The organism is Humiphilus diazotrophicus, from assembly GCF_059726315.1.
Genome location: NZ_AP040870.1, coordinates 2,042,470 through 2,064,734, shown reverse-complemented (window position 1 = coordinate 2,064,734; position 22,265 = coordinate 2,042,470). Strand labels below are relative to the sequence as shown.

The window sequence follows — 22,265 nt, the reverse complement described above, 5'->3', positions numbered from 1 at the left end:
TGTTCATCGTCCCGGGAGAAAACCACACGTCGGAGCCAGAGAGCAAAAGCAGGTAATAGCGTGGGTGGAAGCGGAGCCGGATTTAACGTTGGCTGAAGTGCAAGCAAAGTTGCACAATGAAGCAAGCGTGGAACTGAGCTTGGGGCGGATTTGGTTTCTACTTCGGAAACTGGGTTTACGGCTGAAAAAAAGTCGCTCTATGCCAGTGAACGCGATACCGAAGCGAACCGCCAGCGACGCCAAGAATTTGTCGCCAAGATCCAGGCGACAAGTCTGGAACGGCTGATCTTCCTTGACGAGAGTGGTGTGACAACTTCGATGACGAGGCGTTATGCCCGTTGCCTCGGAGGCACTCGTATACACGAATCTACTCCTGGAGGACAATGGAAAATCATGACCATCCTGGGAGCAATGAGTTTTCGTGGCATGGTAGCAACGATGACCATCGAAGCCGCTACCGATGCGGAGATATTCCTAGCCTATGTCGAACACATACTCTGTCCGGCACTGACAGCTGGCGATGTGGTGGTAATGGACAACTTGAGTTCCCATAAGGTCAACGGCGTACGGAGGCTGATCGAGGCCGCTGGAGCAGAATTGCTATACCTGCCGCCTTACTCGCCCGATCTGAATCCGATCGAAAAGGCTTGGGCTAAGCTCAAACAACTGCTTCGGGCTGCCAAAGCTAGAACCAGAGAATCCCTTGAGCAAGCTATAGCCGACGCTCTCAAGCTTATTTCCCCTGATAATGCTCAGGCTTGGTTCCGTCTCTGTATAAATGGTCTACACTAATTCGAAAAATGCTCTAAACGAATAAGACTTGATAAGGAAGCAAAAAGCATCAGGGCATGATTTTCCATCATGCCCTGATGCTTTTTGCAGGTATGCCCGCGGCAAGAAAGCTGCCAAATTTTGTGTTTCGGTTCAGGCCTGAGCGCAAAATCCTTTAGTAGCCATTGGCTATCAAAAAAGTCTCTGTGAGCTGGAAGGAGTCCTGCTGTTGTTGTGCTGCGAACTTCAACAGAACGTCGGCTTCGATATTTACAGGTTGTCCGATTTCCAGCGAGTGGAGATTGGTGCGCCAATAGGTAAGCGGAAGAATGGCGACAGAGACAATATTCTGCTCGCGATCGAATCCTGCGATAGTCAGGCTAATGCCTTCTATAGCGATTGAACCCTTTTCGACCATGTATTGGCGGACGTTTGGTGGAATGGTTACTTTAAGCCACCAGTCTGTTTCTTCTGCACCGGGTTTAACAGGATCGAGAGCTACAAGCTTTCCTGTGCCGTCTACGTGTCCTTGAACCACGTGACCACCCAATGGGCTGCCCGCTGCTGTGGGCAGTTCCAGATTTACTTTCGAACCGGGTTTGAGTGCCGCCAACGATGTTCTGGAGACTGTTTCTGCTGCCAGATCGGCATAGAAGTATTTGGGGTTTACATCTAGGGCCGTCAGACACACGCCGCTGACGGCGCAGCTGTCGCCTTCTTTGAGGCGCTCCGCAATTCCCTGAGCTTCGACGGTAATGCGGCGAACTCCCGCATGTTCTTCTACGCTGACGATAGTGCCTGTTTGCTCGATGATTCCAGTGAACATACTTTTCTAGTTTATTGTCTCTCCCCAAGGATCTCGCAGCAGAGCGTTCCATGCCAAGTCGTTGCCGTAAGGAATTGTCTCAATGGCGGGGAAACGCATTGCTTCCGGCAGAGCTTCGAAGACAGGTACTGCATCGCCACCTAAGAGTATTGGTGCCACGAACAGACGCATGCGATCGACGAATCCACCAGCCAACAGTGCAGTATTCAGTCGCGTTCCCGCTTCGACTAACACGCTGAGAATCTGATTCTTACCCAGATAAGCAAAGACCTCATCGAGGGAAACACGGCCCTCTGCAGATGGCATCGTTATAACTTCGGCGCCGAAGGGCTCCAGCATCTGAATGCGCGCTCTGTCTTTGCAAGTGGTGAAAATGGTTGCTGGATTAGCACTGTTCTGGAGCAGTTTCGAGGCTGGCGGTGTCCGCAACTGCGAATCGAGGACGATGCGTTTCAGCGGCCGACGGCGTGGAAGTCCGCTACGATCCGTTAGCAGCGGATCGTCTGCCAGGACGGTGTCTACGCCGGTCAGAATCGCATCGTTGGTGTGCCGCATCTTTTGCACTTCGGCTCTAGACTCAGCTCCGGTAATCCACCAAGGTTCGCGAGCGCTTCTTTGCGTCGATGCGGGAGCAATCCGGCCGTCCAGTGTGATTGCAGCTTTGAGGGTCACAAAGGGGCGTCCCGTTTGAATCCATCGGGCAAAGCCCTCATTGAGGCGACGTGCTTCGTCTTGTTTGATTCCGGTCAGGACTTCGATTCCAGCATTGCGAAGTCTCTCGAATCCTTGTCCTCGAACCTGAGGATTCGGATCTCCTGTAGCTACAACCACCCTTTGTACGCCTGCCTCAACTAATGCCGTCGAGCAAGGTCCTGTCCGTCCGGTGTGACTGCAGGGTTCTAAGGTGACGTAGGCTGTAGCTCCACGGGGAGAATCTGTAGCGGCTTTCAGAGCAGCGATTTCTGCATGGTCCTTAAGCTCGTATTGATGGAAGCCTTCTCCTATGAGAGTGCCATTCTTGATCAATACGCATCCTACGGCGGGATTGGGAGAGGACACTCCTACCGACTGTTCGGCCAGTGTCAGGGCCCGCTCCATCCAGCGATAGTCTTCGGAACTCGTGTTGTTCACCGGCATTTTACGGCTTCACGATGCTCCAAGCAGCGACTCGACGAAGGCCTCGCTATCAAAGGGAAGCAAGTCTTCAATTTTCTCGCCGATACCGACGAAGCGTACCGGGAGCTTCATCTCTCGCGCAATAGCTACAGCAATACCGCCCTTTGCCGTGCCGTCGAGCTTTGTCAGTACGATTCCGGTGACTCCTGCAGCTTCATTGAAGAGTCTTGCCTGTTGCAGCCCGTTTTGCCCGGTCGTAGCGTCCATCACCAGAAGCACTTCATGCGGAGCGCTGGAAATGAAGCGTTGCGCTGTGCGGCGCATCTTGTCCAGTTCGGCCATTAGTCCGGACTTTGTATGGAGACGGCCCGCCGTATCGACCAGCAGAACGTCAATCTTGCGATTTTGCGCCGCCTGCATGGCATCGAAGAGCACCGCAGAGGGATCGCCGCCTTGCTTGGTCTTGATCATCTCAGCACCGGAGCGCTGGCTCCAGACCTCCAGCTGCTCGATGGCGGCAGCACGGAAGGTATCGGCCGCACAGAGAAGAACACTTCTCCCCTGAGCACGGAAGTAGGCGGTTAATTTGCCGGAAGTGGTTGTTTTCCCCGTTCCGTTAACACCGACCAGGAAGATGACCTCAGGCCCTTCTGCGAGCTGTAGCGGCGGGCGATTTTGCTCATCCAGAATAGATTTGAGCTGTTCCTTCAGCAGTTCGCGAAGTTCTGCTCCACTGCTGATCCCCTGACGCTTTGCTCTGTCGCGAAGATTGTCCAGGATTTCGGTTGTTGTTGTAACGCCGAGATCGCTGGCCAGTAAGCTCATCTCAAGCTCGTCGAGAGTAGCTTCATCGACTTCGCGTGTGAGAGCAATGACGCTTTCGATGCGCTCACTCAGGCTCTCGCGGGTTCGCGAGACAGCCTGTTTCATCCGGTCGAAGAAGCCTTTTTTCTCCTTCTCGGGCTCGTCTTCTTTAGGTTTGAAACTGCCAAACAGCGTCTGAATCATGATCCCCGCTCAGTCTGAGTCTATAGCGTTTTGATTATTCGTCGCGTCCCGGACGGGTCATCAGCTCATGCATTGCAACTTGTGGCGATTTGCCCTCGTCCAGAATTTGCGCCATCTGCTCGGTGATAGGCATTTCGATGCCGTGTAAGCGTGCCAAGCCTAAAGCTGCGCGTGTGGTATGGACTCCTTCGGCAACTTTGCCTCCGAGTCCGGCAAGAATCTCATTGAGCTTCCGTCCTCGGCCCAGCTCAAAACCAACGGTGCGATTTCTGGAGAGATGTCCCGTACAGGTGAGTACCAGATCTCCAACTCCGGAGAGTCCCGCCAAAGTCTCACGCCGTCCGCCACAGGCCACGGCTAAACGCGTAATTTCTGCAATTCCACGTGTGATCAGGGCTGCGGCGCTGTTGTATCCCAAATCCAATCCGGCGACCACGCCGGAAGCAATTGCAATGACGTTCTTGAGTGCTCCACCTAATTCGACTCCAATGAGATCGTCATTGGTATAGAGCCGTAAGGTTGGGCTGGAAAAGGCCTTTTGCAGCTCTGCTGCCAGCGCCGGATTTTCAAAAGCAACTGTGATCGCTGTCGGGGTTCCTGCTGCGACTTCCTGAGCAAAGGACGGTCCGCTCAGCGCTCCACAAGGAAGCTGTAGTCCTGCATTGGCAACACAGGAACTGACAACCTGACTCATGCGCAGAAAAGTCTGATCCTCAATGCCCTTGGTTGCGCTTACCAGGATCTGCGACGGACGCATGAATTTCGCCAGTCTGGCGTAAGTGGGCCTCAGGTATTCCGATGGGACGACGCTGACGATGATCTCCGCATCCTTCAGCGCTGTTTCTCCATCTCCGGTGACCTTCAGCTCGGAAGGAAGGGGAAACCCGGGAAGAAACTGTTTGTTCTCCTTATCGCGGATGAGGTCTGCAGCAGCTTCATCCGAATGGGCCCAAAGAGTGAGGTCGTGTCCACCACGGCGATACAGGCTCAGCGCAATAGCAGTACCCCAAGCGCCAGAGCCCAAAATCGTGATCTTGCTCATGCTTCTGCCTTTCTTCTCCCGAAGCGATACTCGGTTCCATTCAGAAGCCGGCGGATATTTTGGTGATGCTTTACCACAATAAGGAAGGCCGAGAAGAAAACAACGGCCAGGAAAAAAGGCGTGTTTTTCTCATGATCGAGCCATAGCACCAGGAAAGGGAAACCCGCTGCCGCCACAATGGAGGACAGCGATACATATCGGGAAAGAGCAAATAGAACGACAAAGATGAATAGAGCGACAAGAGCTGCATGCGGAGCCAGCGCCAGGAAGACGCCGAAAGCCGTAGCCACGCCCTTTCCGCCTTTGAAGTGCAGCCAGATCGGGTAAACGTGTCCGAGAATCGCAAAGAGACCGGCCACCGCAATGGCGTCCGGCATTCCCCCCGTCACTCTGCTGATGAGATAAACCGCAGCGTAACCTTTCAGGGCATCCAAAAGAAAGGTGAGAGCTCCCAGTCCTTTCGAGCCGGAACGCAAGACATTGGTGGCACCAATATTGCCGCTGCCCTTGGTTCGGATATCTTCTTTCTTGAAGAACCGAACGAGCAGATATCCAAAGGGAATAGCTCCCATAAGATAAGCGATCAGTGCGATTTCGATGATTTTTCCAATCGGCATTTCGTACCCGAGTGTAACAGCTGTGCAGCTAAAGTTCGGTCAGCAAGAACCGCTGTCGCCTCCCCCTTTGGGGTCTGAACAATTTCAACGTGGCTGACCGCTTTATCAGCTGACAGGAACTTTGCAGTCCGGTTTCAGGCTGTGCGCTTCTTAGCTGCTTCTTACATCAAACGACGCCGGATCATGTCCAACGCTTGCTGCGAAGCAAATAGCCGAACACGGTCTCGGTCTCCCATGAACCGTTTTTCAACAACTTCGGTTTGGGCTCCGTCTGTGATGCTGATGTAGACCAATCCTACCGGTTTCGTTTCCGTTGCTCCACCCGGACCGGCAATCCCGGTAATGCCGATTCCAAAGGTCGCTCCTGTCCTGCGACGAATGCCTTTTGCCAGAGCTTCCGCCACTTCCCGGCTTACGGCTCCGTATTCTTCGATCATCTCCTCTGGGACATCGGCAAAATCGGTCTTGAGCCCGTTGGAATAGACCACGGCTCCGCCGAGAAATGACCGGGAGCTTCCGCTAATACTGGTTAATCTTTCGGAGAGGAGTCCTCCCGTACAGCTTTCAGCAACAGCCAGGGTAGCTCCGCGCATTTCCAGGTAGAAGAGAACAATCTGCTCAAGCTTTTCGCCTTGAGAGGAATAAACAAAGTCGTCCAGCTCTTCTTCGATCTTTTCGGCAAGCGCATCGACTCGTTCCTGAGCTTCTTCGATGGACGGCTTGGCACAAAGCAAGTTGAGCTGAATATCTCCTGCTCCGGCCAGAATCGTTGTTTCCACATCGGTAAATAGCTTGTAAATCGGCGCGATGCGAGCATCGGCCTGCGATTCGGGAATCATTGCTGCTTTCAGCGTGCGCCGGGCAATAAAGCGGGGCGGCAAGGCAGCCCGCAACCGGGGGATGCACTCGGTATCGAAGAGAGGTTTGCACTCATTCGGAGGTCCCGGCAGCAAAATGATGAGTTTCCGGTGTCCGTCGTAGACCGTATCGACATACTGTCCTGGAGCCGTTCCGTTGGGATTCGGCAGGACGACTGCGCCCTCCAGAACATCGGCCTGGCGGGCATTGTTGTCTGTCATGGTGATGCGACGTGCGGCAAAGCGGGCGTAGAGTGCGCCGACAAGATCGGCATCGCGCTTGATCCCAATACCAAGCGCTGCCGCCATAGCTTCGCGGGTCAGATCGTCTTCTGTGGGGCCAAGCCCGCCGGTGACGATGACTATGTCCGAACGCCCTAAAGCAACCTGGGCAGCATCGGTCAGGTGTTGTAATTTGTCGCCAACAATGGTTTTGAATACGACCTGAACTCCCAGCTGGTAAAGCTGTTCGGTCAAGTAGAGCGAGTTCGTATCCTGACGATAGGGCGTCAGTAATTCCGACCCGATGGCAAGGATTTCGCAGTTCATCGTCAGGTAGTGCAATTCTCCGGTCTTGACCCAATGCCGCTTAGTTTTGTTCCTTTGCCCGTCAGAATTTCAGGGGCAGGGAACCGTTTGCATCCGGCGTTGTATCAGGGCTCGACTTTAGTCTCTGCTCCTATTGTAAAAGGAGAGCTTCAATAAAGGCGCAATCCTTCTACTCCCAAGTCGACATAATAAACTGCGTTGTTTGTGGTCAGTACGGCGCCACCGTCGCCGGAGAAAGCCAATCCGACGATTCCTTGGCCGGAAAGAACCAACTCGGCCTCCCCTTTGGAAGTGATGCGAACCAGCCCGCGTTTACCCCGGAAGGAAGCCGCGACATACACATTCCCCGCGATATCGATTGCTAGTCCCTGCGGACGCCCGAGGCCACGGTAAAAGACGCTGGTTGCCCCGCTCCTGTCGATAGCCCAGATGCATTCATTGCTGGAGGTGGTTGGTGCAGAGACATAGAGCACGCCATCTTGTCCAAATGCCAGATGGTAAGCTGCCATACTGGCTTCCAATGTCGCGAAGACAAAGATCTGACGATCCTTGGAGATCTTGAAAATCGTGCCGCTACGGTCTCCGACGTAGAGATTTCCTTCAGAGTCGAAGGCCACTCCGGTAGCGATGCCCATGCCCTCGGCATAGACGCTGACGGCTCCTTCTTTCGTGACCCGATAGACCGTACCCTCGTGACGTGAGGAAACATAGATGTACCCGGCAGGATCGATCGCAATTCCCGTAGGGTTCATTATGTCCGTAAGGAACGGCTCTTTTTCTCCTTCAGGACTGATGCGGTAGAGGGAAACAGGAGTCTTTTGTCCTCGGGAGCCCGACAGGGTCGTGTAGATATTGCCTTCCGCGTCAACTGCGGGATTGGTGACCGGATGGACCTCCGTAGCCAGTAGCTGTGCTACCCGCAGGTCAACCAGGTTACTGGCCGATCCATTTTGCCGGACTTCCAGGGCAGCACTTGTAGCAGCCTCGGGAATGCGGACGATCATCCGTCGCGAGCGGCTCAGCAAAATGGGAGCAGCAAAAGCGCCCACAAATGCTTGCGGTGGACGGTACTCCACTGGACCAAGATTCTCGCCGCGGAGCTCGACTTCTCCTCCCGGCAGTGTTGCATCGGGAATCAGCGCTTCAATGCGGGGCGTATTGTCATTCAAATTCGCGCGGAGCTTCATCATCGTTTAGATCCACTTATGGGCTGCTGTGGCCAGGAGCCAAGCATATAATCCCGCTGCTACATCGTCGAAAACTATACCCCAACCTCGGGGGAGTCTTTCCAGGTGCCGCACCGGCCAGGGCTTCACAATGTCAAAGAGTCGAAACAATATCAGCCCCAGCAAGGCATGCCGCCAGTTGGCTGTGCTTCCGATCAGGGTAATCCATTGTCCTGCAACTTCGTCGATGACCACCTGACCCGGGTCCTCGCGTCCGCTCTCCCGTTCTACCACGGTCGCTGCCGGTACTCCGAAAATGGTAGCTAGAAGTGCTCCACCTGCTGTAATCCACGCCAGCGTTGGGGTGGATACACCGGGAATCTGACCAACGGCAAACCAGATTAATACTGCTGCTACCGATCCCCATGTTCCCGGTCCGGGTTTTCCTAATCCTGCTCCAAAGAAAGTTGCTGTCGTCCACGCCCAAAAGGTCTTGCGTTCAGTCATTGTCGTGTTCGCGGCTGCTCCTTTGCCCGGACTCCAGGTCCTCAAGCACGTCGGGATCGAGAACTGGGGAACTGATCTTGTATACCCCACTGGCCCACTTGCCCAGGTCGATTTTGCGACAACGGTCGCTGCAGAAGGGATAATCCACGTCCTTTTCCGTCACGATCGTGCGACAGGTAGGGCAACGCAAAATTTTTGTTTTGGTACTCATGTACTTCCACCCTCCTCCTTTAGACGGTGGGGCTTTCGCCAATGATTCTTGCTACTACATCGTAATCATGGGCTTCGCTGATTTCGCAGCGGTAAAAACGGCCTGGCTCCAATTGCTCATAGGGACCGAAGTCGTTGAGATAAACCTTTCCATCGATTTCCGGAGCATGGAACTGAGTGCGTCCTTCCCAGAGAAGAGGTGTTTCTTCGCTCTCTCCTTCGACAAGCACATCCACCGCCCGGCCGATCCAATCCTGTTTTGCCTTCTTACTGAGTTTCTGCTGTAACTTCATCAGTTTGCGACGGCGGGACTCAATTGTGCGTTTAGGCAGCTTCTCTTCGAGAGAGAAGGCCTTCGAGCCTTCCTCATCGGAGTAGCTGAAGACGCCCAGCCAATCGAAGCGAGCTTCGCGAACAAATTCCTCGAGGATGGCAAAGTCCTCTTCCGTTTCTCCCGGGAAACCGACGATGAACGAGGTCCTTACGCTAATTCCCGGAACTGCGGCCCGGACTTTCTCTAGAGTTTTCAGGAAGATGTCAGCACCACCGCCACGTTTCATCGATTTCAATACCGCTGGAGAAGCATGCTGGAGCGGAACATCCAGATATTTGCAGATGTTGGGATGCTTCGCGATTACTTCCAGTAACCGGGTGGTGATGCGGTTTGGATAGGCGTAGAGGAATCGTAGCCAGACCAGGCCTTCGATTTGAGCAAGCCTGTCCAGTAGCTCTGCTAGTCCATCCTTAATTCCCAAATCTTCGCCATAACAGGTGGTGTCCTGACCGATGAGCGTGATTTCTTTAACCCCAGTTTCGACCAGCCTCTTGGCTTCGGCTACAACGGATTCAAGCCGTCGTGAGCGGAATTTTCCGCGCAGGTTGGGAATTACACAGAAACTGCAAGGATGATCGCATCCTTCAGCGATCTTGATGTAAGCCGAAGACTTGGGTGTCGCCAGCAATCGGGGTGTGTTCTCGTCGTAAAGATAATTGGGCAACTCGGCAATAGCGCCGTCCCATTCTGTCCGGTCAAAACGGCCTTGTTTTTCGCGGAGATCTCCTTCGGCGCGTGAACTTTGCTGTTCGGAGAGGATGGGGAAAAGCGAGGCCGACGCGGGTTTCTGCTCCAGGCCTGCAGCGGAGAGAATCTTTTCCAATTCACCGGTACCGACGACGGCATCGACTTCGGGAATGTTCTTGCGAATCTCGTCCCTGTAACGCTCGACCATGCATCCGGCAACAATCAGTTTTTTTGCCTGCCCTGAGGTCTTGTGTTGCGCCATCTCCAGAATGGCATCCACTGACTCCTGTTTGGCTGAGTCGATGAAAGAACAGGTGTTGACTACCAGGATTTCCGCCTCGTCGACCTTAGAGGTTATTTGCGCACCGGCCTGGTTCAGCATCCCCATCATGACTTCACTGTCGACCAGGTTTTTGGGACAGCCAAGGCTAACAAAGCCGATCTTGGGGCTTTGCGTGGTATTTGTTCCGGAGTCGTTTGATTTAGGTGTCATAACGGCCGTAGGTGCGGCCTCAATCGAAGAATGTTGCGTCACCTTCCCATTCTATCGTTGTCGGTCTTCATGAGGCGTAGTAGATGCCGATATTCCCACTTCCGGGCCCCGGACGAAACGGTCAGTTCCTCCCAAATCTCTCGATGTACAGATCTTTCCGCGTTATCTTGCTGAAACAGTGAGAGATAGGTTTATAGCTTTCTGGCGGCGGGGAAGCAGTCTGACGCCATCGACAAATCGGTCGATCCGGCGATAGCTCTCATTTCTCCTGGCATTTATTCCGAGAAATTTTGCAGTGCACCAATATATCGGAGTGCTTTTCTGCGCTGGCGGGAAAAGTAGGGTGCGTGTTTGGAATGTGATAGACTTCCTCGGCGGAAGGGGCCGTAGGAAATTGAAGCCAAGAGCCGCTGCAGAGAGCAAGGCGGAGAAGCTCAGTTCTAAACAAAAGGATGCGGTACGGAGTCACCTCAAAGAGGTGCTGGCCAGCAAAGCCTTCGCTGGCAGCAAGCGTGCTCAGGATTTCCTTCAACTAATCGTCGAACATGCGCTGGCCGAAGAATTTGAGTCTTTGCGCGAACGAATGATCGGCGTAGAGATGTTCAATCGGCCAATCGATTACGATACAGCCAACGATTCTGTCGTTCGAGTAAAAGCGACCGAGGTTAGAAAGAAGCTCAGTCAGTTTTATTTGGAGACCGAGGGGCAACAGTCGCTTCGTGTTGAGCTTCCGAGCGGTTCCTATATTCCAAAATTCTGTTTCGAGCTTCAGGCTGTTTCTACACAAAAGCCACAACTGGAAGAGATTCTCTCTGTACCGAAGCTCGGGCCAGAATCTTCTTTGCCTTCTTCAGCTTCTCCAAAGGAAGAAATCAAGCCACAAGATTTTCGGCCTTCACTCTTTCGAGAGCGGCATCCTTATCTGCTGCGAATTCTCTTTGGTCTGGCTATCGGGATTGGGATCATTACCGCATTTATCGGCTATTGGGGGATCAAGAAGTGGTATAGCTCCACACATGGCTCCTCGACGGAAATTCGCTCGATTGCCATTCTGCCCTTTGAAAATCTCTCCGGAGATCCCAGGCAAGATTATTTTGCCGATGGCATGACGGAGGAGTTGATTGCCGATCTTGGCCAAGTCTCATCTCTACACGTCATCTCCCGTACTTCGGTCATGAGCTACAAAGGCTCAAAGAAAGAGTTGCCTCAGATTGCCCGCGAATTAGGTGTGAGAGGAGTCGTTGAGGGCGCTGTTCTTCGTGTAGGCAATCAGGTACGGATTACTGTTCGGCTAGTAGATTCCAAAACCGATCATCCACTGTGGTCTCAAACCTATATTCGCGATATGACGAACATTCTTGCTTTGCAGGGAGAACTTGCTCAGGCCATTGCGAATGAGTTGAGCACAAACATTACTCCGGAGATTCAATCGCGACTTGCCCGTACCCGTTCTGTCAAAACAGATGCCGAGGATCTTTATTTACAAGGTATGACCCATCTGAATGCAGGCGAAACCAAGAAAGCGATTGAGTGTTTTGAACAGGCAATTGCTACCGATCCAAATTCTGCTCAGGCCCATGCCGCTTTGGCCGGAGGCTATGGGTGGCTGGGAGAGTCTGGTCAGATTCCTTATACCGAAGCTTTCTTCCGTCAGAAGGTGGAAGCGAAGAGAGCTATCGAGTTGGACGATTCGCTTCCCGAGGGGCATGCCGAGCTTGCCAATGCTGCGATGAATCTGGACTGGGACTGGAAGACTGCCGAGAGAGAGTTTCTGCGTGCGCTCGATTTGAATCCAAGCTTAGCCGTCGTCCGTAGAAGATACTCGGTTTACCTCCGGCGTGTCGGAAAGCCGAAAGAGGCGATTGAAGAGGCCGAGCGTGGGATGATTCTCGATCCATTGTCGCCTCGTTCCTTCAGCAGCGTGGGATATGCCTATTACGACGCCCGGCAATATGATCGCGCTTTGTCCGTTGCGCAGAACCCCGCGCTTCGCGAGTTGGGTATTCATGAGGACACTTTCCTTCTTGGCGACGCCTATGCTGGAAAGGAAATGTATGCGAAGTCTGTTGCCGAGTTCCTGAAGCACGGTGACTCGCCTCATGCACTGGGACATCTTGGGAATTCTTATGCCCGAGCCGGACAGGCGTCCGACGCCCGACAGACAATCGAGAAGTTGGAAGGTCACGTACGTAAGAATGGTTTAGGCCGTTACGAGATTGCACTCGTCTATACCGGTCTTGGAGAAAAGGACCAGGCCTTCCGCTGGCTGGAAGAAGCTTATCGAACTCACGATGAGGGGCTTACAAATCTCAAAATAGATCCTTGCCTTGAACCGCTGCGCTCCGATGCACGATATAAAGATCTAGTCAGGCGCATCGGCTTTCCCCTTTAGCGAATCCCCATTTTCTTATTGGTGTCTCCCTTTCTCCACTTCCATCGAGCTGACGTGGATATAGCTTCTTTCTGGGTATTTCCCCCGGTGAAAATTTGTTCTCAGTGCAGGCTTTCCAGTGGGGTTTTAGCGAGCTGACAAAGCGTATCGGGCTTAACGGTGTCGGCACCGCGAATGCGGGCCAGCAAACGGATTTTGTATGTAGCTGAATAAGCATAAGTTAGTTAGTTCTGTTCGGAACAAACAGTTACAAGCATTTCCAATGCTTCCACTCTGGTGCTGGAATCGGCAGGTTTGTTGAGGAGCTGCATATGTGTCTCTCAACGAACCGAGAAAACCGGGTTCTCTATTCGGGTGGACCCTCAGCATCTGGAAAGTAGACAGTGGACAAAGGATCAGTAGCTATGGCTTCAAAAACTTTGTTAAGCAAACGTTATCCAATCGGCGTTAACTGTGAAGCTAGAGATCAACGCTTGGCTGTTTCACCAATCCCCAGTTCTTTCGTAGGGAATACCGTGTACTCTGCATTTCCGGGAACTGGTGGTAAACGTTTCCTGTTGGCGTTGCTGTTTGCAGTGCTTTTTAGCGTCAGTGCATTCGGCCAGTCGACTACCGCAACCATTCAGGGGGCCGTACATGATTCCGCCGATGCGGTACTGCCGGGCGTCGATGTCGTTGCCACCAATACCCAAACCAACGAATCGAGGGCCACGAAAAGCAGCGCTTCGGGTGAGTTTGTTTTGCCTAACCTCCCCGTGGGCCTCTATCGGGTGGCTGTAGACGCAAAGGGGTTTAAGCATACCGTCCGGGAAGGAATTGAGTTGACGGTAAATGCTGCGGTTCGCGTCGACTTCAGGTTGGAGGTGGGCCAGCAGACAGAGACTATCGAGGTAAGTGGCGATGCCCCGTTGGTCAATACCTACACCACGGAATTGGGACAACTCGTGGAGAATCGTCGTGTCGAGGAGCTGCCTCTCAACGGCCGTAATACCTATGGTCTCTTCGCGACACTGCCGGGCGTTTCGCGTACCAGCATCCTGACAGTGCAGAGTCGCGACAACAATAATGTCAGCGTGAATGGCCAGCGTCCGGGTACCAGTAACTTTCTGCTGGATGGAGGCTTTAACAACGATATTTGGCGGAACCAGGGCAATAGCGGTCCCAATCCGGATGCTATCCAGGAATTCCGAATGATTAATTCGAATGCCAGCGCCGAGTTCGGACGCCTACCCGGAGCCGTAATCAATACCATCACGAAGTCAGGTACGAACCAGTTGCATGGTTCCGCCTATGAGTTCCTGCGTAACAATTACTTTGACTCTGCTTCGTATTTCCAGAAGAAGGTCAATCCTCTTAAGCAGAATCAGTTTGGCGGTACTCTCGGCGGTCCGATTCTCCGCAATCGAACCTTTCTCTTTGGCTCCTATGAGATGCTGCGCCTGCGCACTTCCAGCTTTGTGAGTGGCATCTTGCTGCCCTCTGCTGCGGAGAGGGCTGGAAACTTTTCTGCTGCCGCCTCGGTACCGAAGGACCCCACAACAGGAAACGCATTCTCTGGAGGCATCATTCCAAATGAGCGCCTTGATACGGTTGCTATGGCAATCATCAACAAAGCCATACCCAAGAACAATTCAGCGGACGGGCTTAGCTATAGCGCAACAGCCAATGCTCCGGTAAATCAGTGGCAATACACGATTAAGGCAGATCACAACCTTACGTCCAAGCAGAAGATAAGCCTGAGCTATTTCCAGCTAAAGACGGACCAATATAATCCTCTTGCCTGGCCGAGCAGTTTCCCCGGTTATGGGGATCGCCGCGACGGCGTTCGCCAGAAGAATCTGGTGTTCAATCATGTCTGGCAGCTTTCAGACCGCTACCTCAATGAAGCGCGTGTAAACTTCATGCGCCGCATTACTCCGTGGGACACGGTGTACAACACTACGATTCGTGATTATGGAAGCAAGGTCAATTTCGGTTCCACTCCTCATATTGCACCGCGCTTTTTTATCAATGGCCGCTTTAATATGGGCAGTTACAATGCTACCGGTTTCGATCAGGCCGTTAATGTAAGCGATACAGTTACGACTCTCTTCGGGAATCACAATGTTCGCTTCGGTGTCTGGTATATGAACGGCATATATCATGAAAACGGTTCAAGCGCGGGCAGTACAGATTCTACCTATTCCGGAACTTTTACGGGAAATGCGCTGGCCGATTTTATGATGGGTCGTTCCTCCTCTTTTTCCGTTGACAATGGAAACTATCCCGACTTGCGCACTACCTCGGTACATAGCTTTATTCAGGACGATTGGAAGCTAAGCCCTCGTGTCACTTTGAATCTTGGTCTCCGTTATGAGATCACTACTCCTCTGGCCTGGACTAAAAACTACATCCCTAGCTTTAAGGCTGGAGTGCAGTCTACGGTCTTTCCTGCCGCTCCAACCGGAATGCTCTTCTACGGCGATAAAGGTGTAGAACGGGCAGGACGTAAGACCGATTGGAATAACCTTGCTCCCCGCGTAGGTGTTGCTTACGATGTTTTCGGAAACGGCAAGACCTCTCTACGTGCTGCCTACGGCATCTTCTATCTTGCACAGTACGGAGACGGAATCCGTTCCAGTCAACCCTATGGCGTTTCGATAACGACCTACAATACTCCTAGCCTGGTCGATCCTTGGAATACTGCCAATGGCGGAGTCGATCCATTCCCGTACGTTCTGAATCCCAGCAACCCGACCTTCATCAAACCGATTACTGTTATTCACTTCTCAGATAATGCAGCTACGCCCTATGTGCAGCAGATGAATGTGACAGCTCAGCAGCAGCTTAATAGGTCTCTGAGCGTGCAGTTGTCCTATGTAGGATCACGTTCGCGTAAGCAGCAGATTAACTACGATGAAAATGCGCCAATCTATGTCGCAGGCTCAACCGGTGGAACAGCAAACTCCACAACCTCCAATGTTAACCAGCGGCGGCCCTACAACGGCGCAAACTCTACAACAGTCGCGCCTTCCAGCCGTGTCGTGTACTCGCAAGTAGCTGCTTTCAATACCGGGGCGGGTGCTTCTTACGATGCATTGCAGGCGACAATTACAAATCGCTTGAGCTATGGCTTGAGTTTTGTTGCGAACTATACTTGGGCCAAAACGCTGGATATCGTTTCGGGCGACCAATATAACAATTCAATCAGCCTTGTCGATTCCCGTAATCCTGGATTGGATAAAGGGAACTCCAGTGGGCAGCCGAGACACATCTTCAGCCTTTCCGGGCTCTATGAGCTACCAAAGACAAAACACTTCGGGATGCTCGGTAAGCATGTCATTAGTGGATGGCAACTCAATGGCATTCTCACGGCCAACTCCGGTTCGCCCTTTACCGTGACCTCTGGTGTAGATACCAATCTGGATGGAATCAATAACGATCGCCCGAATCTTATCGGTAACCCCTTCCCAGCAGGAACAGGCAGTATCACCAAGTTCATCAGCAAGGCAGCTTTTACGGTTCCAGGTGCAGGTCAAAACGGCAACCTGGGGCGTAATACCTACTTCGGACCGAAGTTCGTTAATTTGGATGCAACGTTGATGAAGAACTTTCCTATCACCGAGGGACAGAAAGTTGAGTTCCGTTGGGAGGCCTTCAATGCCTTAAACCACACGAACTTCAGCAATCCAACTTCGAATCTCTCCTCTGGCAACTTCGGTAAGATTACGAGTTCTGGAGCGGGACGTATTATGCAGTTTGCCCTGCGATATAGCTTCTAGAACGTTGAGGCTTCCGTTCCGTCTGTCAAAGAACCGTGCAATTGTGGCCATTCGTTGGTTACAGTATCCCGGTTCTTTGACGGAATGGCCATACTCCTGGCCAACACAGAAGCCGAAATGTCCTAGATTGCCGAGAAAGAGAGAGACCTGTGCAATACTTTTGCCGGACACTATTCACTAGGAGTACAGCGAAGTTTGCTGCGCTCCTTATCGGTTTACTGCTTTTCCCCTTTGTCATCGCGAGAGCCGAAGACGGACATCTAAAAGGGAAGCTTGCGCCCAAGCCCGTTTTCCGCGATCCGATCCATGATGGCGCTGCGGATCCTACCTTGATTTGGAATCGTGCCCGTCACGAGTGGTGGATGTTCTATACAAATCGTCGTGCGGATCAGGTTGGAGCTGATTCCAAAGATGTCAGCTGGGTCCATGGAACCCGTATAGGGACTGCTGTTTCCAAGGATAACGGTGCCACCTGGACTTACCATGGAGAAGCGAGCATCCCGTACGGCAAGCCCGACTATACGCATTGGGCTCCGGATATTGTCTACTGGCAAGGGCAATATCATATGTTCCTGGTAATTGTTCCCGGCACATTCAAAGACTGGAACGCTGAAAGAGAAATTATTCATCTCGCCAGTAAGGATCTGGAGTCGTGGTCATATATCTCAAAGCTTGAGGTTGGTTCTGACCGCATCATCGATGCATCCCTTTATCCGCTTCCCGATGGAACATGGCGGCTCTGGTATAAGGATGAACGCGATCACAGCTACATTCACTATGCCGATAGTCGAGATCTTGTTCATTGGGATGCCAAGGGTGCAGCGATAACGGATCGCCACAGCGAAGGTCCAAAGGTCTTTTCCTGGAAGGGATCGTATTGGATGATTACCGATTCCTGGAAAGGCTTAACTGTATATCGTTCTACAGATCTTCAGCATTGGGCAGCTCAAGAAAACAACTTGTTGCAAAACCCGGGGCATGTACCAACTGACCGGACAGAAGGTCATCACTGCGATGTTGTTGTCAATGGTGATCGTGCCTTTATCTATTATTTTACGCACCAGAGAGGTAGCGATTTGGATCCCAAGCTGCCGCACTCAGCAGAGAGATCTGTTCTCCAGGTTGGCGAGCTTCAATATGGAGACGGTAAGTTGTCGGTCAATCGGGATGCGCCAACTTACGTAGATCTCGGTGGGAAATAGAACGAGATATCGGGAAGTATAGCTCTTCCTCCATCACTGCAAACCAAAGGAAGGTTTGCAGTGATGGAAAGAAAACTGCGTAAGTTCTTATGGTCTGCCCGGCCTCTTTGCCGGAAATACTTTAGTGGGCCGCAAACCACCTTTTTTGCAGCCGAAGCGAGACACTGACCAAGGCTATCATCGCAGGAACTTCAATCAGCGGTCCGATAACGGCAGCGAAGGCTGCTCCTGAATTGAGGCCAAAGACGGCGACGGCAACTGCAATTGCCAATTCGAAATTGTTGCTCGCCGCAGTAAAAGAGAGCGTAGCGGATTTTGAATAATCCGCTCCGGATTTTCTTCCAGTCCAGAAACTGACAAAGAACATCACCACAAAGTAGATCAGCAGAGGAACAGCGATGCGCAAGACGTCCATCGGCAACTGCACGATGAGGTCGCCCTTCAAGCTGAACATCACTACGATTGTGAAGAGAAGTGCAATCAGAGTCAGCGGACTAATAGTAGGAATGAATCGCTTCTGATACCAATCCCGGCTTTTGACCTTCAGCAAAACAAAACGGGTAAGAATACCAGCCAGAAATGGAATGCCCAAATAAATGAAGACGCTCTCGGCGATCTGGCTCATGTGTATATCGACTATCGTGCCTTTTAACCCGATGAGTGGAGGCAGGATTGTCAGAAAGAACCAGGAATAGACGCTATAGAAAAGAACCTGAAAGATGCTGTTGAAAGCAACCAGCCCTGCAGCATAGTCTGTGTCTCCTCTCGCCAACTCATTCCATACGATCACCATGGCGATGCAGCGAGCTAAGCCGATCAGGATCAGGCCAGTCATATATGCGGGATACCCACGCAGAAAGATCACGGCAAGAACGAACATCAGAATTGGGCCGATGACCCAATTCTGCAATAGTGAAAGTCCGAGAACCTTTCGATTCCTGAAGACATCTCCCAGTCTTTCGTACTGAACCTTTGCCAAAGGCGGATACATCATCAGAATCAGGCCGATTGCAATAGGGATATTGGTTGTTCCTGCTTGGAAATGTTGGATGAAGGCGGGTATTCCCGGGTAGAAGTGTCCGATAGCCACTCCTGCAGCCATGGCCAGAAAAATCCACAATGTTAGAAAGCGATCAACAAACGACAGTTTCGACGGGCCGATAGTTGCAGGGCAGCATGCTTGCTGGTCCATCTCGGTATCCTTTCTTATTGATGCCCGATAGCACGGATTTCATGCTGAATCGTCATCGGATCCAGGTTTGGTAGCGGGAGGTCAAGAAAGAGTCTGATGCGGCGTTCAAAAGTTGAAAAGGCCTCTTGAAAAGCGCGATCGATTTTTGTGGGGTTTTCCTCTATAGCTGCAGGAGTGGGGATTCCCCAATGCGCGGACATCGGCTGTCCCGGCCAGAGAGGACTCGTCTCCTTCGTTGCACCGTCGCACACTGTAAAAACAAAATTCATTTTAGGAGCGTTGGCTCCAGTGAATTCTTCCCAGGATTTGCTGCGTAATCCCTTAACCGGAAGGCCTGCAAGTTGTATTTGTTTTAATGCCGCCGGATGCACTACTCCTGTGGGCTTGCTTCCTGCGCTGAATGCCCTAAAGTGCGGTTTTCCAAGATGATGGAGGATTGCTTCCGCCATGATTGAGCGTGCAGAGTTTCCCGTGCATAAAAACAAAACATTGTAGGGATGCATAGACGTAGTCCTTCATTGCCGGGGCAGCAGGATTGACAGTCGGAGTGCTGTCTCGAGACGGTGTTCTGTATTAAGTACTAGAGAATGTAGTCCCCCTGGACATATATGTCAACTCGTATATGATGAGTCAATGGGGCGAAGGGCAAAATCATTTGACTTGGTGCGTTTTTTCAGTGCACTTGCCGATCCTACTCGCCTTCGGCTGCTGAATCTCATGGCAGGACGGGAAGTTTGTGTCTGCTACTTTGTGGAAATCCTGCAGCAGAGCCAACCCAAAATATCCAGGCATCTTGCCTTTTTGCGTAATGCCGGAGTGGTAAGTGCGCGAAGAGAAGGGAAATGGATCCATTACCGGATCGAGCATCCGGAAGATCCTGCCGCTTCGTCAATTCTCGATGCCGTGCTTTTATCGTTCGCAGAGAATGCTGCGATGAAGGCCGATCTGAAGAGATTGCACCACGCTTCCTGTGAGCCGCAGAGCTTTGTGTCTTTGCTTGGGGCTCCGCTACCTTGTCCTTTGCCGCAAAAGTAAAATCCCAGGCCCTTTAGACCTGGGATTTCATCTTATTCCTGACACCTACTCGGTTGGTTTGATATTTGTGTTTCCAGCACGCCGTCTTTTCTTGACCGGCGGAGCCGAACTTGGCGGATTCGGTTTGCCATTGCTTGGCTTGGGTGCTGCCGGTTCCTCAATGACGCTGCGAACCCAGTAATCGCCATTTGCATCGACTTCGATTCCATGGACTTCGCGCTCAAAGCCAGGGAATCGCTTGCCAAATTCTTCAAGTGCTTTGATGAGCCGGATAACTGGGCTGTCAACAGCTCCCAACCGCTCACCGGGCATGGCAACCGGAATGCCCGGAGGATAAGGCACGAGCATGACACCTGTGATGCGCCCGGCCAGATCGGCTATCTTGATTTTTTCCGTTCCTCCACGTAACAGCTTCTGATACGTTTGCGAGGGAGTTAGTACGGCATCTGGAATTCCGTCACAGGCTTCGCCGGCTAGACTGGTCAGCTTGAGCTCGGTCATCGCTGCATGCATCTCGTCGCTCAGTTCTTTAAGCGTGACATTGCGATAGCGATTGGGGAACTTCGCAACCAGATCGGGTAAGGCTTCTTCGAGAGAGGCTTCATTATCGTAGAGTCTCTTGAACTCAAAGAGATTCTCGAGCAGGCTGCCCCACTTTCCTTTACTGGTTCCGACCGAGAAGAGCACCAGCACGGTGTAGTCGCCTGTACGGGCGATCTCCACGCGGCGGGCATCCAGGAACTCGGTCAGGATGGCTGCGGGGATACCCCAATCTCCGACGACTCCCTGCGCATTGATGCCCGGCATAAGGATGGTGACCTTTGTCGGGTCGAGCATGCAGTAGTTGTCGGCGATGTCTTCATCCTGGAAACCGTGCCAATCTTCTCCTGGCTTCAGCGTCCAGCAGTTCGAGTTGGTCGCCAGCAGGGCATCGGGGGCTTCTTCAAAGACGTAGTCCTGTTCGTCGGACGGGTCGGTAACCTGGTCCGGCTGGAAGACACGGAAGAACCATCCATCGCCATCTTCGACGGCACGCAGACGGTGAGCAACTGAAGACATTGCTTTCCGGAAGCTGATGGCGTCCTGGATGGTTTCGTTCATCAACGTGGGACCGGCTGGTTCGTCCATCATGGCCGCGGCGACGTCGAGCGAAGCGATCAGCGGATAAAACGGAGACGTGGTTCCGTGCATCATGAACGATTCGTTGAACTGGTCATATTCCAGAGGAGCGCGAGGACTCAGCTTGACGTGAACCATCGATCCCATGGAGAAGGCTGCCAACATCTTGTGTGTCGATTGCACAGCAAAGAGCGTCGGCCGGTTCGGCATTTCGTCCGGAACGTCCATGGCAAATCGGCCACGGTAGATTTGATGGAACTTCGCGTAGGCATACCAGGCCTCGTCGAAGTGAATTCTTGGGACGCTCTTGGCTAACTCTTTGACGACGCGATTTACGTCGTAGCACAGACCATCGTAGGTGGAGTTCGTCACGACCGCATAAGTCGGCTGCTTCGAGGATGCTCCAGCCGTAAATGGACTGTTCTCAATAAATTCGCGGATTGACTCGGGACTGAACTTCTTCAGCGGTACGAGTCCGATCATGCCGTAGCCATTGCGGGTCGGTTTAAAGTAAACCGGACGCGCTCCAGTGATGGTGAGCGAGTGGCAGATCGATTTGTGACAGTTGGCGTCAGCAAGAACGATATCGTCCTGTCCGATTACGCCATGTCCGACAATCTGGTTCGAGGTTGACGAACCGCCCAAAACGTAAAACGTCCAGTCTGCACCGAAAATGCGAGCTGCATTCCGTTCCGACTCTCCCGCCGGGCCGATGTGATCGAGCCACGAGCCCAAAGGCGAGGTTGAGATGCCGAGATCGGAGCGCATCAGGTTCTCACCGAAGAAACGGTGGAACTCCATGCCGATCGGGTGCTTCAGGAAGGCGACGCCTCCCATGTGTCCCGGAGCATCCCAGGAGTACGCTCCTTGGTCGGTGTATTTTTTCAACTCGCGGAAATACGGCGGCAACAACTGCTCGTTGTAACGAGCAACGGCGAAATCCACGCGATTTGCAATAAATGCCGGAGTATCGCCAAACAGGTGGATATATTCGTGGACCTGTTTGACCACTTCCAGTGGTAGTTCACTGACCAGCGTTCGGTCGGCGATCAGGAAGATAGGAACTTTCTTGTTACGGCGACGAACGGCGCGGATGATCTTGAGCGCGGCCCTCTCGTCGAATTGGTGATCGCCTGTTAGGTCCCAGTCCAGCAGAATCGCACTATGCGAGGGGTCAGACTTGACAAGAGCTAAACCGTCTTCGGGCGTCGATGTTCGAACAACCTCGTAACCTTCTTGACTAATCGCATCAACCAATCGCTCCATTGCGCGATCGGAAACAGAATCTGTGCCTCCAACTTCAGAGGCAATCAGTAAAACCCAACGCCCTTCGCTCATACACCTCTCTTAACTGTATCGTACAGCTAATCCCCCTTGTGCA

General features: G+C 52.5%; 18 protein-coding genes. 5 read left to right on the top strand and 13 right to left on the bottom strand.

The features are described from left to right. Window positions 1-150: 150 nt before the first annotated feature. Window positions 151-792 (top strand): IS630 family transposase, encoded by a 642-nt coding sequence (locus tag AC6I7T_RS09625; protein ID WP_497788089.1) that lies wholly within the window; start codon window positions 151-153, stop codon window positions 790-792. A gap of 154 nt (window positions 793-946) precedes the next feature. Here the strand turns inward: AC6I7T_RS09625 and AC6I7T_RS09620 are convergent, their stop codons facing one another. The 10 genes from AC6I7T_RS09620 to rimO all read right to left on the bottom strand — a co-directional run bounded on the left by AC6I7T_RS09620 (window position 947) and on the right by rimO (window position 10,183). Further along, window positions 947-1,597, bottom strand: coding sequence for a riboflavin synthase (locus AC6I7T_RS09620; protein ID WP_497793156.1), 651 nt, complete (start codon window positions 1,595-1,597; stop codon window positions 947-949). 6 nt (window positions 1,598-1,603) lie between these two features. Next, entirely contained in the window at window positions 1,604-2,734 is a 1,131-nt protein-coding gene (ribD, locus tag AC6I7T_RS09615; RefSeq protein ID WP_497793155.1) for a bifunctional diaminohydroxyphosphoribosylaminopyrimidine deaminase/5-amino-6-(5-phosphoribosylamino)uracil reductase RibD, read from the bottom strand. A 9-nt stretch (window positions 2,735-2,743) separates the two neighbouring features. Further along, entirely contained in the window at window positions 2,744-3,721 is a 978-nt protein-coding gene (ftsY, locus tag AC6I7T_RS09610; protein WP_497793154.1) for a signal recognition particle-docking protein FtsY, read from the bottom strand. Between the two features lie 34 nt (window positions 3,722-3,755). Next, window positions 3,756-4,763: an NAD(P)H-dependent glycerol-3-phosphate dehydrogenase gene (locus AC6I7T_RS09605; RefSeq protein ID WP_497793153.1), complete on the bottom strand. Its 1,008-nt coding sequence runs from the start codon at window positions 4,761-4,763 to the stop codon at window positions 3,756-3,758. Further along, window positions 4,760-5,380, bottom strand: coding sequence for a glycerol-3-phosphate 1-O-acyltransferase PlsY (gene plsY / locus AC6I7T_RS09600; RefSeq protein WP_497793152.1), 621 nt, complete (start codon window positions 5,378-5,380; stop codon window positions 4,760-4,762). Before plsY ends, AC6I7T_RS09605 begins: the two co-directional genes overlap by 4 nt. A gap of 161 nt (window positions 5,381-5,541) precedes the next feature. Next, window positions 5,542-6,801: a competence/damage-inducible protein A gene (locus AC6I7T_RS09595; RefSeq protein ID WP_497793150.1), complete on the bottom strand. Its 1,260-nt coding sequence runs from the start codon at window positions 6,799-6,801 to the stop codon at window positions 5,542-5,544. Window positions 6,802-6,935: 134 nt separating this feature from the next. Continuing rightward, entirely contained in the window at window positions 6,936-7,976 is a 1,041-nt protein-coding gene (locus AC6I7T_RS09590; RefSeq protein ID WP_497793149.1) for an SMP-30/gluconolactonase/LRE family protein, read from the bottom strand. 3 nt (window positions 7,977-7,979) lie between these two features. Further along, window positions 7,980-8,459, bottom strand: coding sequence for a phosphatidylglycerophosphatase A family protein (locus tag AC6I7T_RS09585; protein ID WP_497793148.1), 480 nt, complete (start codon window positions 8,457-8,459; stop codon window positions 7,980-7,982). Then, window positions 8,452-8,670, bottom strand: a complete 219-nt coding sequence (locus tag AC6I7T_RS09580; protein WP_497793147.1) for a DNA gyrase inhibitor YacG — start codon at window positions 8,668-8,670, stop codon at window positions 8,452-8,454. The genes AC6I7T_RS09585 and AC6I7T_RS09580 overlap by 8 nt, the downstream gene beginning before the upstream one ends. A gap of 19 nt (window positions 8,671-8,689) precedes the next feature. Beyond that, on the bottom strand, window positions 8,690-10,183 hold the full coding sequence (rimO, locus tag AC6I7T_RS09575) for a 30S ribosomal protein S12 methylthiotransferase RimO (RefSeq protein ID WP_497794582.1): 1,494 nt from the start codon (window positions 10,181-10,183) through the stop codon (window positions 8,690-8,692). Window positions 10,184-10,577: 394 nt separating this feature from the next. On the opposite strand from rimO, the gene AC6I7T_RS09570 reads away from it, so the two are divergent. From AC6I7T_RS09570 to AC6I7T_RS09560, 3 genes are all read left to right on the top strand, one after another. Then, window positions 10,578-12,575: a tetratricopeptide repeat protein gene (locus tag AC6I7T_RS09570; RefSeq protein ID WP_497793146.1), complete on the top strand. Its 1,998-nt coding sequence runs from the start codon at window positions 10,578-10,580 to the stop codon at window positions 12,573-12,575. Window positions 12,576-12,979: 404 nt separating this feature from the next. Beyond that, complete coding sequence (locus AC6I7T_RS09565; protein WP_497793145.1) at window positions 12,980-16,336, top strand: outer membrane beta-barrel protein; 3,357 nt, start codon at window positions 12,980-12,982, stop codon at window positions 16,334-16,336. A 149-nt stretch (window positions 16,337-16,485) separates the two neighbouring features. Then, window positions 16,486-17,538 carry a hypothetical protein gene (locus tag AC6I7T_RS09560; protein ID WP_497793144.1) on the top strand — a complete coding sequence of 351 codons (1,053 nt, stop codon included), beginning with the start codon at window positions 16,486-16,488 and terminating at the stop codon, window positions 17,536-17,538. Between the two features lie 121 nt (window positions 17,539-17,659). Here the strand turns inward: AC6I7T_RS09560 and arsB are convergent, their stop codons facing one another. Together arsB and AC6I7T_RS09550 are read right to left on the bottom strand one after the other, a co-directional pair. Then, a complete protein-coding gene (gene arsB / locus AC6I7T_RS09555) occupies window positions 17,660-18,730 on the bottom strand; it encodes an ACR3 family arsenite efflux transporter (protein WP_497793142.1) in 1,071 nt (356 codons plus the stop codon). 14 nt (window positions 18,731-18,744) lie between these two features. Further along, window positions 18,745-19,233 carry an arsenate reductase ArsC gene (locus AC6I7T_RS09550; RefSeq protein ID WP_497793141.1) on the bottom strand — a complete coding sequence of 163 codons (489 nt, stop codon included), beginning with the start codon at window positions 19,231-19,233 and terminating at the stop codon, window positions 18,745-18,747. Window positions 19,234-19,393: 160 nt separating this feature from the next. Here AC6I7T_RS09550 and AC6I7T_RS09545 point away from each other — a divergent pair, with 160 nt between their 5' ends. Beyond that, window positions 19,394-19,765 carry an ArsR/SmtB family transcription factor gene (locus tag AC6I7T_RS09545; RefSeq protein WP_497794581.1) on the top strand — a complete coding sequence of 124 codons (372 nt, stop codon included), beginning with the start codon at window positions 19,394-19,396 and terminating at the stop codon, window positions 19,763-19,765. Window positions 19,766-19,810: 45 nt separating this feature from the next. Here AC6I7T_RS09545 and AC6I7T_RS09540 read toward each other — a convergent pair whose 3' ends face one another. Then, window positions 19,811-22,222 (bottom strand): Orn/Lys/Arg family decarboxylase, encoded by a 2,412-nt coding sequence (locus tag AC6I7T_RS09540; protein WP_497793140.1) that lies wholly within the window; start codon window positions 22,220-22,222, stop codon window positions 19,811-19,813. Between the last annotated feature and the right edge of the window lie 43 nt (window positions 22,223-22,265).

Bases quoted from the DNA above. Each gene is read 5' to 3' on its own strand.
- AC6I7T_RS09620 (WP_497793156.1), bottom strand. From the start codon at position 1,597: ATGTTCACTGGAATCATCGAGCAAACAGGCACTATCGTCAGCGTAGAA.
- ribD (WP_497793155.1), bottom strand. From the start codon at position 2,734: ATGCCGGTGAACAACACGAGTTCCGAAGACTATCGCTGGATGGAGCGG.
- ftsY (WP_497793154.1), bottom strand. From the start codon at position 3,721: ATGATTCAGACGCTGTTTGGCAGTTTCAAACCTAAAGAAGACGAGCCC.
- AC6I7T_RS09605 (WP_497793153.1), bottom strand. From the start codon at position 4,763: ATGAGCAAGATCACGATTTTGGGCTCTGGCGCTTGGGGTACTGCTATT.
- plsY (WP_497793152.1), bottom strand. From the start codon at position 5,380: ATGCCGATTGGAAAAATCATCGAAATCGCACTGATCGCTTATCTTATG.
- AC6I7T_RS09590 (WP_497793149.1), bottom strand. From the start codon at position 7,976: ATGATGAAGCTCCGCGCGAATTTGAATGACAATACGCCCCGCATTGAA.
- AC6I7T_RS09585 (WP_497793148.1), bottom strand. From the start codon at position 8,459: ATGACTGAACGCAAGACCTTTTGGGCGTGGACGACAGCAACTTTCTTT.
- AC6I7T_RS09580 (WP_497793147.1), bottom strand. From the start codon at position 8,670: ATGAGTACCAAAACAAAAATTTTGCGTTGCCCTACCTGTCGCACGATC.
- rimO (WP_497794582.1), bottom strand. From the start codon at position 10,183: ATGACACCTAAATCAAACGACTCCGGAACAAATACCACGCAAAGCCCC.
- AC6I7T_RS09565 (WP_497793145.1), top strand. From the start codon at position 12,980: ATGGCTTCAAAAACTTTGTTAAGCAAACGTTATCCAATCGGCGTTAAC.
- arsB (WP_497793142.1), bottom strand. From the start codon at position 18,730: ATGGACCAGCAAGCATGCTGCCCTGCAACTATCGGCCCGTCGAAACTG.
- AC6I7T_RS09550 (WP_497793141.1), bottom strand. From the start codon at position 19,233: ATGCATCCCTACAATGTTTTGTTTTTATGCACGGGAAACTCTGCACGC.
- AC6I7T_RS09540 (WP_497793140.1), bottom strand. From the start codon at position 22,222: ATGAGCGAAGGGCGTTGGGTTTTACTGATTGCCTCTGAAGTTGGAGGC.